The organism is Geobacter sp. AOG2, from assembly GCF_019972295.1.
Taxonomy (GTDB): domain Bacteria; phylum Desulfobacterota; class Desulfuromonadia; order Geobacterales; family Pseudopelobacteraceae; genus Oryzomonas.
Genome location: NZ_BLJA01000001.1, coordinates 1,583,172 through 1,604,800, shown reverse-complemented (window position 1 = coordinate 1,604,800; position 21,629 = coordinate 1,583,172). Strand labels below are relative to the sequence as shown.

18 protein-coding genes are annotated in these 21,629 nt (G+C 43.8%); all 18 read right to left on the bottom strand.

What is annotated here, in order from left to right:
* Positions 1-9 precede the first annotated feature (9 nt).
* The 18 genes from LDN12_RS07270 to LDN12_RS07185 all read right to left on the bottom strand — a co-directional run bounded on the left by LDN12_RS07270 (position 10) and on the right by LDN12_RS07185 (position 21,623).
* Entirely contained in the window at positions 10-732 is a 723-nt protein-coding gene (locus tag LDN12_RS07270) for a class I SAM-dependent methyltransferase (protein ID WP_223922012.1), read from the bottom strand.
* A 68-nt stretch (positions 733-800) separates the two neighbouring features.
* The gene (locus LDN12_RS07265) at positions 801-1,913 is read right to left on the bottom strand and encodes a glycosyltransferase (protein ID WP_223922011.1); all 1,113 of its coding nucleotides are present in this window, start codon (positions 1,911-1,913) and stop codon (positions 801-803) included.
* Between the two features lie 23 nt (positions 1,914-1,936).
* Positions 1,937-2,548 (bottom strand): DapH/DapD/GlmU-related protein, encoded by a 612-nt coding sequence (locus LDN12_RS07260; RefSeq protein WP_223922010.1) that lies wholly within the window; start codon positions 2,546-2,548, stop codon positions 1,937-1,939.
* Positions 2,549-2,678: 130 nt separating this feature from the next.
* Positions 2,679-3,878, bottom strand: coding sequence for a glycosyltransferase (locus LDN12_RS07255; protein WP_223922009.1), 1,200 nt, complete (start codon positions 3,876-3,878; stop codon positions 2,679-2,681).
* A 141-nt stretch (positions 3,879-4,019) separates the two neighbouring features.
* A complete protein-coding gene (locus LDN12_RS07250; RefSeq protein ID WP_223922008.1) occupies positions 4,020-5,342 on the bottom strand; it encodes an O-antigen ligase family protein in 1,323 nt (440 codons plus the stop codon).
* A gap of 57 nt (positions 5,343-5,399) precedes the next feature.
* Positions 5,400-6,698, bottom strand: coding sequence for a transglutaminase-like domain-containing protein (locus tag LDN12_RS07245; protein ID WP_223922007.1), 1,299 nt, complete (start codon positions 6,696-6,698; stop codon positions 5,400-5,402).
* Positions 6,699-6,768: 70 nt separating this feature from the next.
* Positions 6,769-8,247 (bottom strand): lipopolysaccharide biosynthesis protein, encoded by a 1,479-nt coding sequence (locus LDN12_RS07240; RefSeq protein ID WP_223922006.1) that lies wholly within the window; start codon positions 8,245-8,247, stop codon positions 6,769-6,771.
* Positions 8,248-8,312: 65 nt separating this feature from the next.
* The gene (locus tag LDN12_RS07235; RefSeq protein WP_223922005.1) at positions 8,313-9,314 is read right to left on the bottom strand and encodes a glycosyltransferase; all 1,002 of its coding nucleotides are present in this window, start codon (positions 9,312-9,314) and stop codon (positions 8,313-8,315) included.
* Positions 9,315-9,362: 48 nt separating this feature from the next.
* Positions 9,363-10,502, bottom strand: coding sequence for a glycosyltransferase (locus LDN12_RS07230; RefSeq protein ID WP_223922004.1), 1,140 nt, complete (start codon positions 10,500-10,502; stop codon positions 9,363-9,365).
* 51 nt (positions 10,503-10,553) lie between these two features.
* Positions 10,554-13,151, bottom strand: coding sequence for a glycoside hydrolase family 127 protein (locus LDN12_RS07225; protein WP_223922003.1), 2,598 nt, complete (start codon positions 13,149-13,151; stop codon positions 10,554-10,556).
* Positions 13,148-15,025 (bottom strand): asparagine synthase (glutamine-hydrolyzing), encoded by a 1,878-nt coding sequence (gene asnB / locus LDN12_RS07220; protein WP_223922002.1) that lies wholly within the window; start codon positions 15,023-15,025, stop codon positions 13,148-13,150. Before asnB ends, LDN12_RS07225 begins: the two co-directional genes overlap by 4 nt.
* A 50-nt stretch (positions 15,026-15,075) precedes the next feature.
* Positions 15,076-16,017, bottom strand: a complete 942-nt coding sequence (locus LDN12_RS07215; protein WP_223922001.1) for a glycosyltransferase family 2 protein — start codon at positions 16,015-16,017, stop codon at positions 15,076-15,078.
* Between the two features lie 7 nt (positions 16,018-16,024).
* On the bottom strand, positions 16,025-17,089 hold the full coding sequence (locus LDN12_RS07210) for a FemAB family XrtA/PEP-CTERM system-associated protein (RefSeq protein WP_223922000.1): 1,065 nt from the start codon (positions 17,087-17,089) through the stop codon (positions 16,025-16,027).
* Positions 17,062-17,925, bottom strand: a complete 864-nt coding sequence (locus LDN12_RS07205) for an XrtA system polysaccharide deacetylase (RefSeq protein ID WP_223921999.1) — start codon at positions 17,923-17,925, stop codon at positions 17,062-17,064. Before LDN12_RS07205 ends, LDN12_RS07210 begins: the two co-directional genes overlap by 28 nt.
* 69 nt (positions 17,926-17,994) lie before the next feature.
* Entirely contained in the window at positions 17,995-18,645 is a 651-nt protein-coding gene (locus tag LDN12_RS07200) for a PIG-L deacetylase family protein (RefSeq protein WP_223921998.1), read from the bottom strand.
* Positions 18,646-18,830: 185 nt separating this feature from the next.
* Positions 18,831-19,616: a sugar phosphate nucleotidyltransferase gene (locus LDN12_RS07195; protein WP_223921997.1), complete on the bottom strand. Its 786-nt coding sequence runs from the start codon at positions 19,614-19,616 to the stop codon at positions 18,831-18,833.
* Between the two features lie 30 nt (positions 19,617-19,646).
* Positions 19,647-20,417 (bottom strand): bifunctional 2-polyprenyl-6-hydroxyphenol methylase/3-demethylubiquinol 3-O-methyltransferase UbiG, encoded by a 771-nt coding sequence (locus LDN12_RS07190; RefSeq protein WP_223921996.1) that lies wholly within the window; start codon positions 20,415-20,417, stop codon positions 19,647-19,649.
* Between the two features lie 12 nt (positions 20,418-20,429).
* Positions 20,430-21,623, bottom strand: coding sequence for an ABC transporter ATP-binding protein (locus tag LDN12_RS07185; RefSeq protein WP_223921995.1), 1,194 nt, complete (start codon positions 21,621-21,623; stop codon positions 20,430-20,432).
* Positions 21,624-21,629 lie beyond the last annotated feature (6 nt).

Sequence of the window (21,629 nt, the reverse complement as noted above, 5' to 3'; positions counted from 1 at the left end):
TAATTACATTTATGTATTATCGTTCTGCTTTATCATGTGCACCAGTATCCATCCTCTTAGAAAGCTAAGAAATTCAAATCTTTCCAACAATTTTTCATAACAGGTCCCAACCAAAAACAAATATTTGTTGAACATGAGATTATGAGGATATTGCCCAACATATTCAAATTTATCAATTTTAAACCCTGATAATTTTGCTATATCGTAAACGGACTTTTTAGTATTTATTTTGTAATACGTTGGAAATACGTCATCTACTTTGCGTCCCTCAACTTTAGATACGATTTGAGGATGATATTTATTTGGTACTAATAATGATATGATTGAACTATAATCATATAAATTTGGTACAAGAAAAACAAAATTACCATTTAGCTTTAGGACTCTATTGATTTCTTTAAGTACTAATTCAGGATTTTGTATATGTTCTAAAACTGCTCTTGATATAACCATATCAATAGAATTACTATCAATAGAATCCATATTTCCTATATCGCCTCTAACCAGTTCAATACCAGGAATTGGTGAGGCGAATTCCTCGCAATCAATGCCAATCAATTTTCCAACCTTACCGGTATATTTTCTTAGAACAGGTGCTTCCCGACCGCATCCTGCGTCTAACAAAACCCAATCTGGCTTTAAAGCACTATTTATTAACTTTTCATAAATATTATAAGGATGATCTTCATCTTTAAAATATTTACGTCGCAGGTCATCTGCCGTTGACATCATGATACCCTCTTATTAAAATGTTGATACTCGCATTATGATAAATAAATCTATAGTTAAATGAAATGAGTTTATACGCTCATCAGTTCATAGTATATGGTTTCATATTCCAACGCCATTTTCCGGCTCGAATATTCTGACATAATCATATCGCTGGCGCGAATTGCCATGCGTTTGGCATCATCTGGGTGTACTCTGGCATATTCAATTTTCTCTGCAAGATCTTGGCTGTTACCAGGAGCAAAAAGCAATCCCGTCTTCCCCAAAACAACTAAATCACGATTTCCTGGGATGTCCGACACTATAACGGGAATCCCGGCTGCCATCGCCTCCATAATGCAGCGCGGTATTCCCTCCATAAGTGAAGGTAATACAAAAACATCGAATGTTTTTAACAGCGAAGTGGCATCCTGTCTATATCCCAAAAATTCCACCTGATTTTCTATACCAAGTTGTTTGGCTCTTGCTTGTAAGGCGTCTTTTTGATGGCCGTCACCAATCACCATCAATCTAATGTTTTTGTTATCTGCGTACAATATTTTAAACGCCGCAAAAAGCGTATTCAAATCTTTCCTTTCTATTAATTGGCCTATATAACCAATCAAGTAGCAATTAATATTTGTTTTATCAGAAGAAATTGCAGTTAATACCTCTTCAACATCAACACCATTCTGAATGAGTCTGATTTTATTACCAGTTGATATGCCCTTCGCAAGGTCACAAGAAAGTGGGCAAACAATATCCATGTACTTAAAGAGCCATCTATCGATTGTTTCATACAATTTCAGTTTATTATTCCCTTCCTGACTCCAGCCATGTGGGGTTGTTATCATCTTAACCCCTGATAAGCGGGCCGAAAGCAGGCCAATAACGTCGGACTTAAAACCATGACCATGGACAATATTGATTTGATGCTCCCGGATCCACTTTGCCAGACGAACGGCAACTATAGGATTAAACTTTCCGCCTGTAACAAAATCAAAGGCAACAAAACCTCTTTGCTTCGCCGCAGTTACCACCTGAGATTGCGCACAGCCACTATCGACTAAATTTATTAAGGTCATATTGACCTTATCAGCATTACTTGCCCGCATTAGCGCAAGAACCCATCGTTCTGCACCATACAGTCCTGTGCTACCTATTAAATGGAGAACGCAAATTTTCTTATTTTTGTCAAATGTCACCATATCTCCCTTTAGATAGAGATTTAGGTCGCATCATGCAACTTATCTGAATCAGCCAATCTACATTTTAAAACTCTTGCAGGGTTTCCCCCCGCGATTTTAAAATCTTCCAGATCCTTTATCACAACGCTTCCTGCTGCAACAATACACTTTTTACCAATATTAGCCATAACAACGGAGCTGTTACCCAACCAGGAATCTGCACCAATAACAATTTTCTCAAGTTCGCCTCCCTGCTCTCTCATTGGAACATCAAGCCGTTCAAACGAGTGTTGCTTCTTCCCGCTTATGATATCGACGTTACTTCCAATAAGAACATCGTCTTCGATTATGCATGCGCCTACGCAACAGTTAGTGCCAATATATACGCTTCGGCCAATTTCAATCGAACGCTGATTGAGCCTCGTACCAAACTCAATACAACAGTCATCGGCACAATGCGCCAGCGATAGCCGATAAAACTGTTGTCGCAAATAGTTTCCCGGCAATCCAGGAACAAGGCTTAACAACTGTGAACATCCCTGAAATGGCTGATCGTTCTTTGAGATCAACTCGCTTATAATTAAAAGGATGTATAGTGGATAAACCAAAATAAAGGCTATTCCCTTTACTATTGATTTGATTACATTCTTCAAACTATCTCCCAATATCAACAAACGAAGTTAAATTTTGTTATTTGTCAATTTGTCTAAACTGGCCTTATTTAATATTATGCATCATTAGATAATATTTTATTATATAATCTGATTTATTCAAATAATATATTTATTTGTAAATATACTTGTCACGTTTATCCGTTTCACTGTTTATCAAACTTTTAAATACTGATAATAAACTTTGAATTATTGTAATGATTAAATTTCTATTTGAAGGTGAGTTTTTCACCTCATCAATAATTGTTTTAATACTTTCTGTTACAGCTTTTTTTGTATATCTGTCAGCAACATGCATTATTGCATTTTGCTTAATAGTATTATACAGTTCAGCATCATTTATCAATTCTTCAACAGCATGTGCAAAATCTTCAGGTGTATCCGCAATAATTACATTCTTCCGATTTGTCAAACCCATACCTTGAGCACCTACAGATGTCGTTACAACAGGGACACCATGTGCCATAGCTTCTCCAATTTTACCTTTCATACCAGCACCAAAACGTAACGGGGCAATTGATATTTTACTAGCATGTAAATAAGGTGAAGTTGAAGAGACAAAGCCTGTTACGATAATATTTTCATCCTGAAGGGCTATTATATCTTTTGTTGGAGCGCTTCCAACTATTTTTAATTGAATACCTGGAATGGATTTACGGATAATTGGCAAAACTTCTTTATGAAAAAATAGGATTGCGTCAATGTTAGGCTCATGCGTAAAACCACCAATAAAAATTATACTGTGATCATTAGCATTATTACTACAACAATTTATTTCGTGAATATTTGGTATTATTCTAATTCTTAATTTAGGACAATCCATACTTAACAATTTAGCATCATCGGGTGTTACAGTTATAACAACATCAGCCTTGTTATATATTTTTGTTTCAATATTTTTGGTTATATTTGCATTTTCAATATCTTCATTATTATTAGTTATGTTACTTTGACTATATTTACGTATATAATGAACGTCAACTGTATCAATAATTATCGGGCATCTTGGTTGAATTAGTCTTATTCTTGGCAAATAATAATCTGCAATAAAATAAAATTCTATAAAAGCAACATCATATGTATATCTATGCAAGACATTTGCTATAGACATGTTATCGTCAAAAACAGTAATGCCAATAACTTGTAATTTATCTAGATACTGTTGATCATCATATTCTATTTTACATGCATAAAAATAAACTTCATAAACCTCAGCAAGGATCTGAAGTATTGTATATAGCCGGAGATCTCCGGAATTACGATCATATCGGGGTAGCGAAGGGGCTATAATTAGAATTCGTAATTTTAGCATTGTATTTTCCGATTATAATACTGCGGTTAAGGTACTGAATATTTTTATAAACTATGTCATTTATGTATCCATATTACATTTGTTAAATCAATTTTATACACAGACTATCGTGTTAAACAGTAATCAGTTACCAACAATTAATCACACTGTTTTAGGTACATAATCATTATAATTCTTACTATTTATAGCGCATAAAACCGACAATGAATTAATAATAATTAATAAATAGTAATATACTTCAAAATAGTTTAAACTCAAAAACATTGAGCATGTTATTAATCCAGCGAATGATGTAGTACATGCTTGTAATAAATATTTAAATTTGTCTGAATCATTATTGTCTTTATTTATACTTATCCATTTAAATATTTTTTTTGAACAAAAAATAAAATTAGATATTATAAGCACATAACATACACCAGCACCAATTCCAGATTCAGCAGAGTATTGAACTAAAGTATTATGAGCTATGAGCGGCAGGCCATTAACATATTTGGGGCATGCGTACATAAACGAGCCAATTCCGACACCTGTAATTGGATTATCACTCAACATTCTGATTCCACCTGTCCAAACTCTAATGCGAGCTTCCGCTGAAGATTCTCCTTCATACGCAGTAATTGTTTCACTACGCTCCTTCATCGTGTTTCCAGCCTGCCACTGGTAAAAACCAACAAAAAAAAGCAACATAACAAATATCAATGTTATTTTTTTTGAGTAGAGTAAACCTACTACCGTGACAACACCCAAACCAAGCAAACCACCTCTAGAACCAGTTAAGAAAACAGAATGCCATCCCAATGGAATGCAACAAAGTAACGAATAACGGACAAGTTTATTCGTTACTATCTGTGATAAAAAGTATACAAATGGTATTCCTGTTACAAATAACATTGCAAAATTATTTTCATCGCTATATATTCCACCACCATCAACACTAGTAGGCCCCATTAAACGCCCCATATTAAATTGAGACCAGTTACCAGAGACATATTGCATATTTGACCAATATATATAAAATAGTGTAGTTATAATGATAATTAAACTTAAATAGTATATTTTTTTAATATCATTTATAAGCAAGACTGATATAAAATAAAATAAGTATATCTTTGTGGCTCTAATGATCAGCTCTGAAGGGTTAAATGTGGTATTATTCGATGATACAAATGGTCCAAAAAAATATGAAATGACCAGAAAGCACCACAATGCAAAAAGGATTCGATTCTGTCTTGTTTTAATGAATCCAGTTTCAATTTTTCCTTTTAAGAACATAAGAAAAAAACCGGCCATCGTGCAAGCAGCTACTGTTAAAGAAACATGCAGGTTCCTAAAATTCCACCACCAAACATACTGCGGTCCCAATAGCGCAAGAAGGTAATACGCAATTATACCGATCCATGGCTTGCTCAATGAGCTAACAGCTGTTAAACCTATTATAATAACAAGTAAAATTTCTGCCATTTAGTATCCAATAAATCTGTTTATAATAATGTATTTCAACCTGATAAATGCTTTAATTCACTTTGTTGTATTACCTATATTGATAACCACAAAACTAGGAATTCCTTCTTGACCATATGAATTAACAGACCGTACTTCAATACTATTATCCCCACTATGGATTGGCCATAAAAATTTATTTTTGCTTTGTTTCAAGGTGTGTATTCCATCAATTTTTATATCAAAAAACGCATAATTCGGAGTGTTTGTCTCAAATGATACCATTATACCATCATCTGTTCGGGTACTATCGGCAAATAACAGGTGTGTCCGATTCAGATCCCAATAAAGATCATCAGGGTTATCCACTTCAGGTTTAAAATCAAGAAGGACCTTAAGCCGCTTATCCTGCCATACCAATGTATTTTCATCACTTCGTGCCGGGTGCCCGGGAAAGTAGTGATTCGTTAACCAATCATTACGCATATCAATATAAAAATAGGCATAATATTGCATCAAGCTTGATAATCTTTCTTCCAAGTCATGAATTGGTCTATGCTTACCGGTTACAATGGCAATATCCTTTGTATTTTTATCCATAAAAGCGTTGTGAATTTCAAGAACGTTAAGGGGAATCCCATTTTTTGTGTACCAAATATTAAAGTCAGGGTCGATCATAACCCACTTTTGATACTCATTGCTCCAAAATTCCGCCACTGCATGTTCATGTATATATCCATTCTTTGATAAGGATACCAATCTCCCTTGGTATCCAACAGAAGCCGCCGATTGGATCAACGTCATTGCGGCGACATGGCACCAGAATGTGGCGCCATTTTTAGCCTGGATGAGAACATCATCGGCATCAAAATTCGAAGGGTTGAACTTGCCGGCTGTTCCATGCTGCCATTGGCTATTCACCCAATTTGAGATCTCAGTAATCTGTTCAAAATCAGTTCGTTTTTCCGAAATAAATTTGTCTATGCCATATTTCTTTCTCAGCTCAACGAGCCGACGTTCATTCGACGTCTGATAGCTGAAAGGATGTGTACTATATGTAATCTGCTTGTTGTTATATACTTTTAGTTTATTTATACCTTTAGGATATTTTTTATTGATAAGCAATAATACATTCTCGGAATTGGTATTTTCAACAGGAGTATGATTGGCAGATGGTCCAGTTGGAGCAATAACGACTTTAGTCGGATCGTAAATAGATGTTGCATATTTTATAATTTCAAGGCACGCCTCTCTAGCTACAGTTTTTGATACATAATATGGAGATACTGAATAATAATATGATATACCCAGTATTAAAGAGGAACCAATCAACATAATTAAAAATATCAATAATGTTGATTTGATAGTTCTTTTCATTCACATTTACCTTCTAGCTGTTTTTTGTCAACATCCATATTATTACAACTTATCATGCTAAAATATTTTGCTAATTATTGCGAATTACTCCATCGACAAATTGTTTTATTAATTCATTTAATTTATTTTTTTCTTCTTTATTAAAATAACCTATCATATACAGTAAAAGTGGCAGGCTTAAACATATTCCGGTTAAATAACAAATCTTCAACGCTTCGTTATGCGTTGATACAAGTGTCGATAATATATAAAATAAAATGCATATTCCCGTGAGTATGGTTAAGCGAATCCACTCAAATCGTATGTAATATACATTTTTGTATAATTTCCAGGATATGCAAATGAAGCTAAAATACGTAATTACCGTAGCCCATGCAGCGCCCATATAGCCATATTTCGGGATCAATATCAGATTGACGAGCACATTCAATAAGGCCGCAATCCCGTTGCTGACAGGAAATAGCCATGTCTTATTGTAGATGGTCACACCGATTGATATAAAATTATGTAGTGCATATGGAATTAGCCCCAGACATACTATTGGTATCACATGGTATGAGCTGTAATATTCTTCTGAAGCAAGGATCTTTATTATGTATTCTGAAAATATACTGACAATGAACATTATAAATATAAATATTGATATTAAATATGTAGTTATTTTAGAGTATATTTCTTTTGCATCTGGTAGCTTATAAATCTCAAACATCAAAGCAGAGCCCCATATAAGGTTAATCGACACAATAAAGAGGCTATTTATTGCAAATGGTATTTTATATCCAAGCGCGTATATCCCTACTGTTTCCAGTCCTTTAAAATATCTCAACAGATATTGATCAACATTATGCATTAGCGAAGCGAAGATTGTTGCAGGAATCAATGGCAGGCCAAATGATATCATCATTTTAAGCTTCTCTCGTTCAAAGCCAACGCCATTCTTTAAAAGGACATGTCCTGTTGAAATAAAACAAATGATGCAATTTGATAAAGCCTGGCCGTAAACCATTCCAAAAACGCCAAGCTTCAAATATATGATAAAGAACAGATTTGCACTTATGCTCATAGCCAGCTGAGATACGCCATAAACAACATAAATTTTGGATTCTTTGACTGCTGCAAAATATGAAAGCGATACGGATAATACCGTCTCAGATATCAAAATAACCGCCGCAACATCGATAATCTTATACAAAGCGGCATTTCCGAAAAAAACATGTGCCAACGGATGGGAATTGGCAATCAAAAAAAATCCGCCGACACCGCTACTGATGACTGCAAGCCATAAACCTGTACTTATGACGGTTTTTTTATCCGAATCCTTTTCATAAAAATTGAAAAACCTGTTAACAGCGGCGGCTCCCCCCAGCGTGAAGAGAATCTTGATATAGTATACGGATTGATCCACAAGCGCCAGCGTGCCATAATCTGCCTTGGTCAAATACCGGGTATAGATCGGCAATAAAAGTACACTTGCAATACTGGTCAATAATATATTTAACGAGTAGACACTCGAGTGTTTAACTATTTGCTTAAATATTTCTGTTAGCATATATTATAAATATCCTTGATCAACTATAGTTACAGCTATCTCACTCTTCACGGCCGACGTGAATATCAAATCCAAATATCGTTATTATCTATTCTTTCCTTGCCTATTGCATGGGCGATGCCTTCAATATTAAAATGGCCATAACTGGCAAACATCCCCAATATAGATTTAATCCTGACCGATAAATTTCCCTTTGCGATAGAATTGATGAATTCCTTTCTTGCCAGATCCCACTTCTTTTTCAGCAGACATTTGCGGCCTTCATGGAAGCATGACTCTGCTATATTATTGTTCCAGTGAGTCCTGATAATGTTTTCATCGAATTCAGTTTTTTCTTTTATGGCAGCCGGCAATTTCTCGAAGAATTCACATGCAAAATCAAGAGTACAATCGAGAAGTTCGTGCTGTCTCGCCGTACTCATCTGGGTTGAGTGCCGCCTCCAGCAGCCGATAACCTCTGGCACCACTGCAGTCTCGCCGTTTACAACACTTTGCAACCACGTCGGATAATCAACCGTGACCATATATGGCGTTTGCTGGAAACCACCGATGGACAGCAATTTGTCCTTTCTCAGCATGACGGTGACTGCCGGAATAAAATTGCCCATCAGCAGCTCCCGTATATACTGATGTCGGCTAAATCCTGAATATCTCTGAATATCATTTGGTGCGGAGAGAATATGCCGCCCATCTTCATGTACCCAGTTGGCCGCCCCCCACACAAAATCGACTTCTTTATTGTCGAAAAGGGGAACCTGTTTTTCCAATTTGTTTGGCAGCCAATAATCATCGCCCTCAAGGATTGCTACGTACTCACCTTTTGCCAGGTTCAGGGCGTCGTTGTACGTGTCTTTTAAATTTTCGACTCCTTTATGGGGTTGCCTGATCAATCTGATGCGTTCATCGTTATAGCTCTCGACCGTTTCTATTGTTGAATCTGTTGACCCGTCATCAATAATGATCTGTTCCCATTGCGGAAATGATTGATTTAAAACACTATCTATACATTCCTTGATATATTTTCCGTGATTGAATGTTGGCGTAATTATTGTGACAACGGGATTCATTGCATTATCTCCTCATTGATTTTCACCCATTATACCCAATAGATTCATCTATGATAAATAACATTGTTGGATATATGAACCCATCATCCTGTCAAAGGTAAATTCCGTAAAAACTCTTTCCTGACCTTTCATGCCAAATTGCCTGGCCAGTGCGGGGTCTCTCAGCAATCTGACAATTTTTTCGGCCATTTCGACATCGGCATCAATGGGGACCAGGTATCCGGTCAGGCCATCGACCATCACCTCGCAATTCCCGCCAACGTCTGTAGCCACTGCGGGCACCCCGCTTGCCATAGCTTCCAGCAGGGTGATGGAAATCCCCTCCGTGAAAGAGGTTAACAGGAAAACATCAAGCAATCGATAGATTTCAGGCAGATCAAATCGAAGGCCGATAAATTTGACCCTGTCAGCAATTCCCAGTTGATCGGCATGGAGCCTGAGAGACTCCTCCTGAGGCCCCTGCCCGGCTATCAGCAGGACGGTATCGGGGGCATCCTGCAGCACCCGCTTGAATACCTCGAGCATCATAGGGATGTTCTTAATCTCATTCAGCCTGGAAGCGGTGCCGATAATCCGGCAGGTCTCGCTCAAACCGAGCTCTTTTCTCTTTGCAACAACATCAACCTGCGGGTTCATTCGTGTGAGATGTATGCCATTGTTAATGATTTTGATTCTTGAGAGAGGAAGGTTGTCATATGTTGACATTGCCCGGGCAGTACTCGCGGAAATTGAAACAAGGTGGTCAACGCCATAGGCAAGAAGCGGGTTCAAGAGGGTGCGCTTCCAGCTTTTTCGGTCTGGATAAAAACGCCCGTGTTCCGTATAGACGAGCTTGGCCCGCCCGGCCAGAAGGACAGCCGGAACAGAGTAAAAAAGCGGGGTATACTGGTGGGCATGTACAATTGTTACCCCTTCCCTGCGGATTATCTCACGAAGCCAGGGAATGACGCTCAAATCGAGCCCTTCGCGACGGTTTTTTATATATACCGTATAACCGTTCCGGCGTAACATCTCTCCCAGTTCGCCAAGTGCATCCAGACAGCAGACAAGTGGTTTATTCTCGGCAAACATGGGATGGTTGACCATGTCGTAAACCAGCTTTTCCGCCCCTCCCACCTCCATGGAGAGTACGACATGCAGGATCTTGTGATTTCTGGTAGTCAGGGCTATGTCATTAGCGTATGGCATGTGATTTTCTCTTGATTGGGCCTTGGGAAAGGATGGTCCCGTGGCCGAAAGTCATGTCACTCTGGAAACCAGCCAGGCCCATTCACGACGCAGGCTGGTTTGGCGAAAAGTACGTATCAGCTCGGCGCACGTGCGGCTGACAACGGAAGCTAACGTGAGATAGGGGGTCGGTTGCCCGCTGTGGCTCTGAGGGAACAGGTGCCTTTCCTCCCCCTCTTGTTCGGAAGCGAATTGACCATTCTCCGACAGGTGTGGTTCAACCCAGCAATTTTGCAGCAGGAGAACCAATGGCCGGGTAAAGTGGGTCGTTTCGTGCAAGAGCAGCTCATTCTTGGCATTTTCAAAAAAATACCGCCCTTTCTGCAAGAAAACAGACCTCCGCCCCCGTTCGGCATAACGGCTTGCCTGAAAAAAAATCACGCATTTTCTCAAATCCTGTGCAGGCCAGGTTTCGTTGGGATACTCAAGAATTTCCGGTTTTTCCAGGTAGAGATACTCATTATCAAGCATCCACTCCGCATAGGCGAGAAGAGCAGCGCGAGCATAGACGAAAGCGGAGTCAAGCTCACCCAGTTCCCGCTTCTTGTCAAGGTATTTGCCGACAGCTACCAATAACACCGTATAGGACCAGGCTCTTTCCGCCTCAAGAAGCTTGCGCGCATTTAGATCATCATCTGGATGCAGCGTGCCACGAATCAGTTTCTCCGCTGCATCCAGATACTTTTTCCCTCCCCCGATCTCATAGGCATCAAGGCAGGCAGTGATGGCATTCCCGGTCCCCCGGGTCAGCGGATATCGGGGAAAGAGGCGCACATTTCCGCGTGAATTCCGCCAGAGATTCAGAGAATGAATCCCTTGTTTCAATGCAGCCAAAACGGTCTGTGGCCCCTCCAGTACCATCAGAACCCAGTCAGCCAGGGAAATGACCGATTGCATGAATAAGGGGTTGCCGGTCTGAAAATAATGCAACATGAGACCGGTTGTATAGCAGTGTTCGGCACCAGGCCCTCCCCCACAGGATCGTGGTTCTTTACTCTTGAGATGCTCCCGGGAGAAAGAACGGTGGCTCGAAAGCCCGGCATCAATGTAGTGGTCGGTATGCCAGAAAAGCCCGTGGTTGTATTCCTGGCGGTCCTGCCCGGTATGATAGATATCGATATCGCTTACATGGACGGCAAGATCGGCTGCGATACGTTCCCAATCACTATTTCCGGTTGCGAAAAATTTTCTGTAGGCCCCGGCGATGAAATCGTACTGATTGTTATAGTGTGAGACAAACGTCCCGCGTTCCTTATGAAAGACGGATTCGTGGTCGGCATATATCTCGCCAAAATTGCGCCAGCCGTATTCGTCAATGATCTCCCGTTTATCGAGAATAGCTGCGGCGGTGGAAAAGCTGTCGATGAGATCCACATTATCCGGCAAATCGAGTAAAATCTTGGCGGCACGATATTCCTCGGGTGCTGCAAAGGCCTGGACAGGCCATAAGGCCCAACTCAGGTCATCCGGTTGTGCGGCGAAATCCAGGCAAAGAAGATGGGTTTTGCGTTCCCCTCCCTGGAGTTCATGCACATCCGGGAACCGTGCGGGGAACAAGTGAATTTTGAGCTGCTTTTCATCCGCTTCGATTGACTTGGGAAATTCCTGCCAAAAAGAAGGCAGAGCTGCAGCAACCCCAATACCTCTTGTACCGCACCAGAACCGCGGAGTCGCACGCATGCCCGTGGCGTTCTCAACCCCGTCGATCTCGATGACATAGCCTCTGCGGGACATGGGCACGCGCCCATCGCGATTACGGTGTGTCGGGCTCTGCCAGTTACACCCTCCACTCGACTCCTGATAAACGCAAAGCTTGGTTGCGCCGGAAATGTTTATGGAGGGAAGACCGCGTTCCGGAATACAATGAATCTCAGATGCCATTCCTTCTGCAAACGGCAACGTAAGAGTCAACTCATTTATCAGGACAGCCCCTGGGTCCCCCAAATCCCACAACCCTCCTGCATGCCTGGCAGCCTGCGGGTTGTGAATTGTGAACTCGATCTTTACCGCCATGCTCCCGGCAAAAAAATGCAGTCGCGCATAAAACCGTAGGTCTGTCATTCTTCCTGCTTCAGAAAAACGGCCCGACACATTGATGACCGCCCGCAGAGGACCATTGTCTTCAAGGGACATATTATCAATCGATGGCGTAAGCTGCGGAAAATCTTTAATGCTTAGTATGCACAAGCCCCCGCCTGGCTGAAGCAACTCGCCCGTCTGCCTTTGGACGCTGGCGAATGGCCGGAAAACGCAAGCATCCACACAAAATGTCCCCGCCCCCGTATCCACACGCCATCCGGAAGGGTCCTGGGTGACACGCACGGAAACAGCGGGTGCGGGCATTTCTTCAGGTTGGACAAGAAGCTTGCAGCTTTGGGAACTGCCGGCAGAAACAGAAACGGCGCAGTCCGCCAGCAGCCATTTGACTGAACCGTCAGGCCACTGCTTAAGCACCTTTGTCTGGCAGGGTTGTGCTTGACCGCCAGGGTCAATAATGCCCATCGACGCACTGGGCAATGCCTCTCCGCGCGCAAAGGGAACCGCGAAACGGACGTATTCTTGCGTCCGGCCGATACCCGCAGGTTCATTTATACGTATCGTCTTGATCATGCCAATTCGTATTCCCGCTGCCACAATGCAAACATAAGCAAGCTCCAAAGCAACGAACCGTGGTCAGTTTTCTTTTCCTGGTGTTCCTGCCAGATTCGCCGCAGCACGGTAGGATCCAGGTAATCCGACAATGCGGACTCTTGCAGGAGGTGTTGTTCGGAAAGGGCTTTCAACTCGCCGCGGAACCAGGTGTCGAGAGGGACCGTAAATCCGTGTTTTTTGCGGTTCAGGATACGGTCGGGGAGCAAATGTCCGAATGCCTTTCTGAGGATTATCTTTTTGTCATTCCCTTTTATCTTCCATTTGCTCGGTAGAGAAGCCGCAAATTCAACAATTCGGTAATCGAGGAATGGCGCCCGCACCTCAAGGGAATTGGCCATGCTCATCCGGTCAACCTTGACGAGAATATCGTCGGGCAAATAGGACTTAAGGTCGGTATAGATCATGCGTGTCACGTGATCGGCACCCTGCATTTTATCCCAGTACCGGGTCGTATGTTCACTGGGGTCATACCCGCTGCTGGATCGCTTCACCTCATTCGCCAGAAGTGATGCGAGTAAATCGTCTTCAATAAAGGTGTTGGTTCGGTAAAAGGCCAGCCCCGGCTCCTGCAGGGCACTGCCGGTCAGTGAACGGGCCTTGCGGACCCATGGGTGGCGCCAGGTTCCGGTCCCGGCGTGCAGGGTCGTCAGGAGTGGGCGGGGCACAACCTGTCGAACAAATGCTTCCTTAAGTTCGATGGAATACTTATCATAGCCGGCAAAGCTCTCGTCCCCCCCGTCACCTGCCAAGGCGACGGTAACCGACTGCCGGGCAAGCCGGGAAACATGGTACGTCGGCACTGCCGACGCATCTGCAAAAGGCTCATCGAAGTATCTCGGCATGAGCTGAACCGTTTCCAACAGGTTTTCCCGGCCAAGATATTCCTGATGGTTTGTTTTGAACAACTCTGCAACCTCTCGCGCATAGGGCGACTCGTCGTGCCTCTTGTCTTCAAACCCGATGGTACAGGTACGGACCGGTTCTTGAGAAGCCTTAGCCATCAGCGCAACCACGGCACTGGAATCCACCCCACCGCTCAAAAAGGCACCGAGCGGAACATCCGCTACCATCCTGCAGGCGGTGCTGTCCTGCAGCAGCTCCAGCAGCACATCTTCGGCTTCTGCTTCCGTGCAGGTCGTCCGGGCGGAGAAATCGACATCCCAGTACTCGGAAATACGCGGCTCTTCCCCGGGACGCAACAGGAGATAATGTGCGGGTGGCAGTTTATAGATGTTCTGATAGATGGTTTTTGGCGCCGGGATGTAGAGATATTTAAGAAAGTCGATGAGTGCGGTTGGATCTATCTGCTGCTTGATTCCCGGTAGCTGGAGAAGAGACTTGATTTCAGAGGCGAAAGCGAGCCGGTCGGCACCGCCGTGGTAATAATAGAGAGGCTTCTTGCCGATCCGGTCACGGGCCAGAAAGAGCGTTTTGTCAGCCTTGTCCCATATGGCAAAGGCGAACATCCCATTCAGTTTTTCCAGGCAGGCGACCCCCCTTTGCTGATAGAGCGCCAGAATCACTTCGGTATCGGTTTGGGTCCGGAAAAGAAAACCATCCCGCTCCAGTTCAGCCCGTAACTTCTGGAAGTTGTAAATTTCGCCGTTAAAGACAATAACCAAGGAATTGTCATAAGAAAACATCGGCTGGTTTCCCTGAGGGGAGAGGTCAATAATACTCAACCGACGGTGCGTCATACCAACATGGTCGTCTAGATAACTCCCACCGGCATCAGGGCCGCGGTGAAGAATTACGTCTCCCATTTTCTGAAGAACGGTCTTGTCGGAAACCGATGCGCAACTTGTTCTGAAATAACCCGCTATCCCGCACATGAGGGCAACCTTTGCGTCAAGTTTTATTTGATGAACGTTGATCCGTTACGCTATTTCCAACGAACGGGGACAAGACTGCGTGCAAAAAAATAGGCATTGAAGAGAATGTATAACTGTAAAACGGTTTTTATTTCACTTGTCTTGTTCTTTCTGAACGATACAAAAATAATCGGAACCTGCCACAACAGCAGTATTCCCAAGAGATAAAACAAATACCTATTGCCCATGCCGGTCAAGCACGCAACGAGCAGCAACAGGGAGATCACCCAAAAGACAAGGTATATCAGCGGCAATATCAAGCTGGGGATCTCTTCTTTATCTATTTTGCGTCTAAATATTCCCGTATAATTATTTTTGCCGCGCCATATTTCTTTTTTAATAAACTCTTTGATGGTAGCAGGTTCTCTATAATGGATGGCCATAACTCGATAATCAGATACCAACCGGCCGACAGCCTTCAGCTTCCGGGTCAAATCATAGTCTTCACACGTGACGAGAGATTCGTCGAAACCATGCACCGTCCGAAACGCTGAAGATTTCACAAACAGGTTGGCGGATTCAAGCCAATCGACATCAACGACCTGCCCTGCCCTGCCCCTGACGTTGAACCAGGCCTTCTGCACCCACGTTCCGCCTTCAGGAACAACCGCAGGGCTGCCGAAAGCAACAATATTTTCAGCTGGATCCAGGTAATGAGATGCAAACTCAAGCCATTGGGCGCTGACGGCACAGTCGGCGTCAAGAAAAGCATAAATCTGGCCGCTCGCCTGGGATGCACCAAAATTTCTGAGGCCGGCAATGGTCAGATCAGGTTCGACATAGACCGTAGCGCCCTTCTGGCGAGCTATCTCTGCCGTTTCGTCTGTTGACCCGTTATCGACAACTATCACTTCATATTGACTAGTATCAAACGTCATCCGACTGATGGAGTCAAGACAGCGCCCAATGTTTGCTTCCTCATTTTTAGCCGGAATTATGATAGAAAATTGCATATCATTCTCAAGGAATATTCCGCACGATGCCTGGTCCCACTATCTTCGTAAGCCCCACGGGAAGCTTTTGCCAGACCTTGATGGCCATTTCGTACTTCGGATTCTTGGGGTTGATCTCCGGCATCGCAGTGCCGGTTTTGAGTAGATATTGCCAATAGAGGGGCAGCGGTCTGGCGCCCCATTGTTTTTTGAAACGATACGTCCCCTCTTCCGGCGTGGACCGGCCAAAGTCGAATTTCGTGGAGCCATTCAGGATGGCGAACTTAATTGCCTCCCAGTAGAGAAGATTGTTGGGACACAGTTCCCGGAAGTCTCTGATCGAGGATGCCCAGGGGACCTCCAGTGTGTCCCGATACCACACCAGGATGCCTGAGGCAATCGTTCTGCCGTCAAGGAAGATTGATATGATGCGGGTTGTGTCCGGGAATGCATTCAAAATATTCTGGAAAAATACCTTTCCATAAACCGGCGTACCCAGATCCCTCATGTTACGGCAAAATACCTCGTAAAATCCGTCCAGCAATTCCTGTTGCCCGGTCCGAACCGACAGCCCGCTCTTTTCCGCCTTGCGCACCTGATTCCGGACTTTGGCGTTCAGGTCATTCCATTGTAACTCCCCGTCATCCCGCAGATCGAGGATCATTGTTACCTTGTGTTCTTTGGTAGCAAGCTCCCCGGAAAATTTTTGCAAGTGCCGAAGCTCAACGTATTCGGCACCTGTCGCACAACGTATGTTTTCAGCCTCCTGCAAAAGGGCGCGGGATATGTCTTCATCATCGGCCAGAACCCCGCCGTAGTTAAAAAATGGCAATGACACCAACAAGTTGCCGAATAACTTGCTTTTCATGTGGGTCAGGGGCAGAAGTCCGCGAATCGCCTTGGCGCTGTCCCTCGCAACCAGATAATGTGTCCTGTGACCAAAACTGTTCTCTATCACGTTGCGCCAGCCGTACTGGTGATAGTTGGTGCCGTCGCGGTGGAGAGCTGCGTACTCGTTCCATTCAGTGCCGGTTTCGTTGTAGGAATGAATCGCCATCTCCATGATCAATCCACCGCGGGTATCGGTACACATGCTTCGAGTACCTCACGCATAGTGCCGAAATTATTTCGAGACACCAGAGCCCGCAACTTCCCTTCGGTTTTTTCCAGATTCACATAATGCCGGAAACGGCTCTTGAGTCCAGTCTTGATACGCGGCTGGTGCGGATCGATCTCCCATGGATGGAAATAGAGAACGGTCGGCTGCTTCTCCTGGCGGTTTATCGTATTGATCGCCCAATCGATCATCCTTGCGGGAAACAAGCGCAAATACCCCCCACCGGCAACGGGCAGTCGAATGTCTTTGCCAAACAATTTCAAAGACAGGGTGGACAGGGGAAATTCCCGCAACACCCCGGAAGCACATCTGATCACGCCAGGAAAACGGCTTGCATCAGGTATTCCATACGTGTCATGGATTATCGGAAATATGCTTGAATCATACTCAAAGCCTTCCTCCACCAGAATCTCGAGTGCCCACATGGACTTCCTGGTGATGGAATAACTGGGCGCCCGGTAACCGATCACGCGTTCACCGCTGATATTTTCCAGGATGGAACGCGACTTGGCTATATCCTCCCTGAATTTATCCGGCCCGATGGCATAAACCAACTGATGACCATAGCCGTGGCAGGCGATTTCATGCCCTCGCCGATGTATTTCCTTAACAATGTCAGGGGCCCGTTCTGCAACCCACCCCAATATGAAGAAGGTCGCCTTGACGCCGAATTCGTCGAGCATATCAAGGATGACGGAGGTATTGCGCTCAACGCGAAGCGGATAATGGTCCCAATCTTCATATCGTATCTGCCGGGCAAAGGCATTCACCTGAAAATAATCTTCAACATCTATGGTCAGAGCATTAAGCATCGGGCCTTTATCTCCTGGCTCAATCCGGCGGGGAACCCCGTCATATCCTCTCCGGGTTGCCAATATGAATTACACTACCATCTTCCTGACATGGAACGCTTCGGAAAGCTTCGAAGGAGAGTTCACTTCCATCCCCCGCAAGCGGAGAATGGCCATAAACAGATCCCGAGTAAACCAGCTTTTATTGGATTGGCTGGCATAGTTTTCCAAAATATGGTCAAGCTTTCTGGTGCAGGTAGCCTCAGACAGCACTGAATAAAAATTCGGTTTTCCCAGATCACCGTCAAACTTCGGGATTTCATATTCAAAGACGAGATGGTTACGAAACGTGTTCCAGGTCAGTTCGGAAATGATCCGATGGTCCTGGTGGAGATCCTCCCTATAGTGGGTGAAAATAACATCCGGATCGACTTCGTGTTTTATCTGCTCAAAGCACTCCTTTATCTCTTTCCATGAACTGGGGAAAAAACCATCCCTAAAATCATAGTTCCTGCATTTCGAGGCATTTTCAGGGTCCAGGAAACATTCTGCCGATGCCCGGAACTCCTGTGACCTGATTGCGGTGCCGCTGAAGACTATCCATTGTATCGTTGCATCGGGGAACTCTTCGCGCAGTTTGAGAATGGTTCCGCCGCACCCTATTTCGATGTCGTCGCAATGGGCACCCAGGCAAAGGATTTTCAACGCGTCATGTTTTTTTGTAAAATGCAAAGGTAACATTACCCCGAATTCCTTTCAAAAAAACCTAGTGCCCCGTGCGGTTAGTCGTAGGAAGTAATTCCGAGCTATTTTGGCCGGTGCCAAGGCGCGGCGACGTAGGTGTAGCACGGTCTACATCAAGGAGCTGCAACGACGGCAGCGGACAAAGAGCCGGAATGACGAGTACGAACTAACCGCACGGGACACTAAGCTCCAACCGTTGACCAGACCTCCCAGGGGGTAGTGCCCTTGGCATACAGGTCATCCAGGTGCTGTTTGTCTTTAAAGGTGTCCATGCTCATCCAAAACCCGTCGTAGCGGTAGGTGAGCAGCTCTTTTTTATCGATCAGGCGCCGGAAAGGCTCATTCACCAATTCATCGCCGTCCTTGATATAATCAAATATATTCCGGCGCAGGATAAAGTAGCCGCCATTTACCCAGATGTCCGAACGCTCCAATCCGGTAATTGAATTAACAAGACCACTCTCCGCGACATTGACGATATGAAAGCTTTGGTTTGGCCTTACGCTCATAAAACAGGCCGTTTTCTGCGATTCGGTAAAAAAGTCGATCATTGTGGGAAGATGAAAATCCGTTAGACCGTCGCTGTAGTTCGCCAGGAACACCTCGTCATCGCCCAGATATTTCTGAACAGCCCGCAAGCGCTGTCCAATATTGGTCGTGATGCCGGTATCGGCAAAGGTTATGGTCCAGTCCGAGATGTCATTATGGTAGAGATGGAGGTCTTTGCCGCCATTGGTGAGAGTAAAATCGTTGGAGAGGCATTCCGTGTAATTGAGGAAGTAGTTCTTGATGGAATCTGCCCGGTATCCAAGACACAGGATGAATTCAGTATGCCCGAAGTGGGCGTAGTATTTCATGACATTCCAGAGAATCGGCCGATGGCCGACGCAGACCATGGGCTTGGGAATGGTCTCCGAATAGTCACGCAACCTCATGCCCATACCACCACAGAACAGAACGACTTTCATAATAACCCCTTCTGTTATCACGTATGAATACTATTTATTATGAGACGGCCTTTTCTGAGCTACAATCACTATCGACTGTCCCAGTCCCAAGCTTTCCTTAAAAGCTTCGATCCTTGCAGGCGGGAAAAAAACTTCCAGGATCTTGTTTATTTTATATGAATTTGTCACTCTCAGTATTCCCCGGTTACCGCATGGCAAAACCGTATCCACAGAGATAATTTTGAAATCCGCTTTAAATAAGTTCAAGATATCCTGTTTTGAAAGCCATTTTCTGATTTGTCCCGCCCCTGGTGGTTTGACATCATCTCTCCGTTCAAAGACGAATTTATTGACCGAAGTGATAATCACATAGCCATGCGGCTTGACCAGTGAAGCCAGCTTGGAAAAAAATTGCGACTGATCGTTCACATAGGAAATCGTTTCTAAGGCTATCACAATGTCGAACGATTCAACCGGCAAAGAAATATCAAAGAAATCTCCGGCAATAAACGTAGCTCCAGGAAGCCGAAATCGTGCAGATTCAATCGCCCGCGAAGATAAGTCCACACCCGTTACGGAACCAAATTCAAAAAGCCGTTCACACAGCCAACCGGTCCCGCAACCGATTTCACATATGGTACGCTGAACGGAAGGCAATGATTTGCAAAATTCGAGTACTTTTGTCCCTCTCCTGATGGTAGCCTCATCAAGGACCTCAAGAGTGCCCGTCCGATGCTTCAAATTCCAGGAATCCCACCAATCTGCCTGGTCTTTTAGGCTCGGGACCTGTTCTTCAAGCAGTTTGCTCATCTTCAGTACCACACATTATCCATGTTACGGTCCTTCTACCAAGACAGGGTACAAATTGGCAGCTCCACGTGCATCCCTATCCGATTTCACAAAAATTGTTTTGGCAGGAAAAAGTGAATCATAGGTTTTCTGTATGTCATAACGATATATCAACGCACCGACATGATATGTTCCTGGGCCAAGATTCAGTTCAAGTTCAAATACATGCTTCATAATTTCATTTTCATTTATTGTAAAACTGCTTTTAGTGAGTCTTTCTGTTGATGTATCAAAAATAAGATAGTAATTATCATCCTGCAAATAAATGCATACAGCTATTTTATCGACTTTTTTTATGCCTTTTACGCTGATTTCCAATCTTAGCTTGTCTTTTTCGTAAAACTGACTCTGCTCTCCGTTTTCTCCATAAATTACTATATTTTCTAATATAACATCTTTACTATCTTCACCCATTTTTTTATAGGGATCACTTTTGTAATAACAATCAATTACTTCATGAGTAGGCCCATCCAGCAGAACCCTGCCATGGTCAAGGAGCAACGAACGGTCGCATAAATCGGAAACTGCGCGCAGATTATGCGAAACGAAAAGCACGGTTGCACCTCCTTTCAGAATGGAGTGCATCTTATCAAGGCCCTTTTTTTGAAAAACGTAATCGCCGACGCTCAAGACCTCGTCCACGACAAGAATATCCGGCTCAAGATGCACGGCCACAGAAAAACCGAGACGGGCATGCATACCGGATGAATAGCGTTTGACCGGCGTGTCGATAAATTCTTCGAGTCCCGAAAAATCGACTATTTCGTCAAACTTTCTTCTGATTTCCGCGCGCGACATACCGAGGATGGTTCCATTCAGGAATATATTCTCACGCCCGGACAGGTCGGGGTGGAACCCGGCACCAATTTCGATGAGCGCGGATAATTTCCCGTTTACCGTTATGGTGCCGCCAGTTGGCTTCATTATGCCGTTGAGGTGTTTCAGCATCGTACTTTTGCCGGCGCCGTTGTGGCCAATTATGCCGACTGACTCACCTTGCGCCACAGAAAAGGAGATATTCCGCAAAGCCCAAAATTCGCTGCTTGCCAGCAGGTCGCTCTCTGTTTTTTTAAAAGCCTGTTTAACCAGGGCGGGGATGAAATCGCGCAATGAATCATACATTTCACCCCTCTTGAATTTTTTCGAGACATTATCAAAAGATATGGCTGTTTGTGACATAGAGCG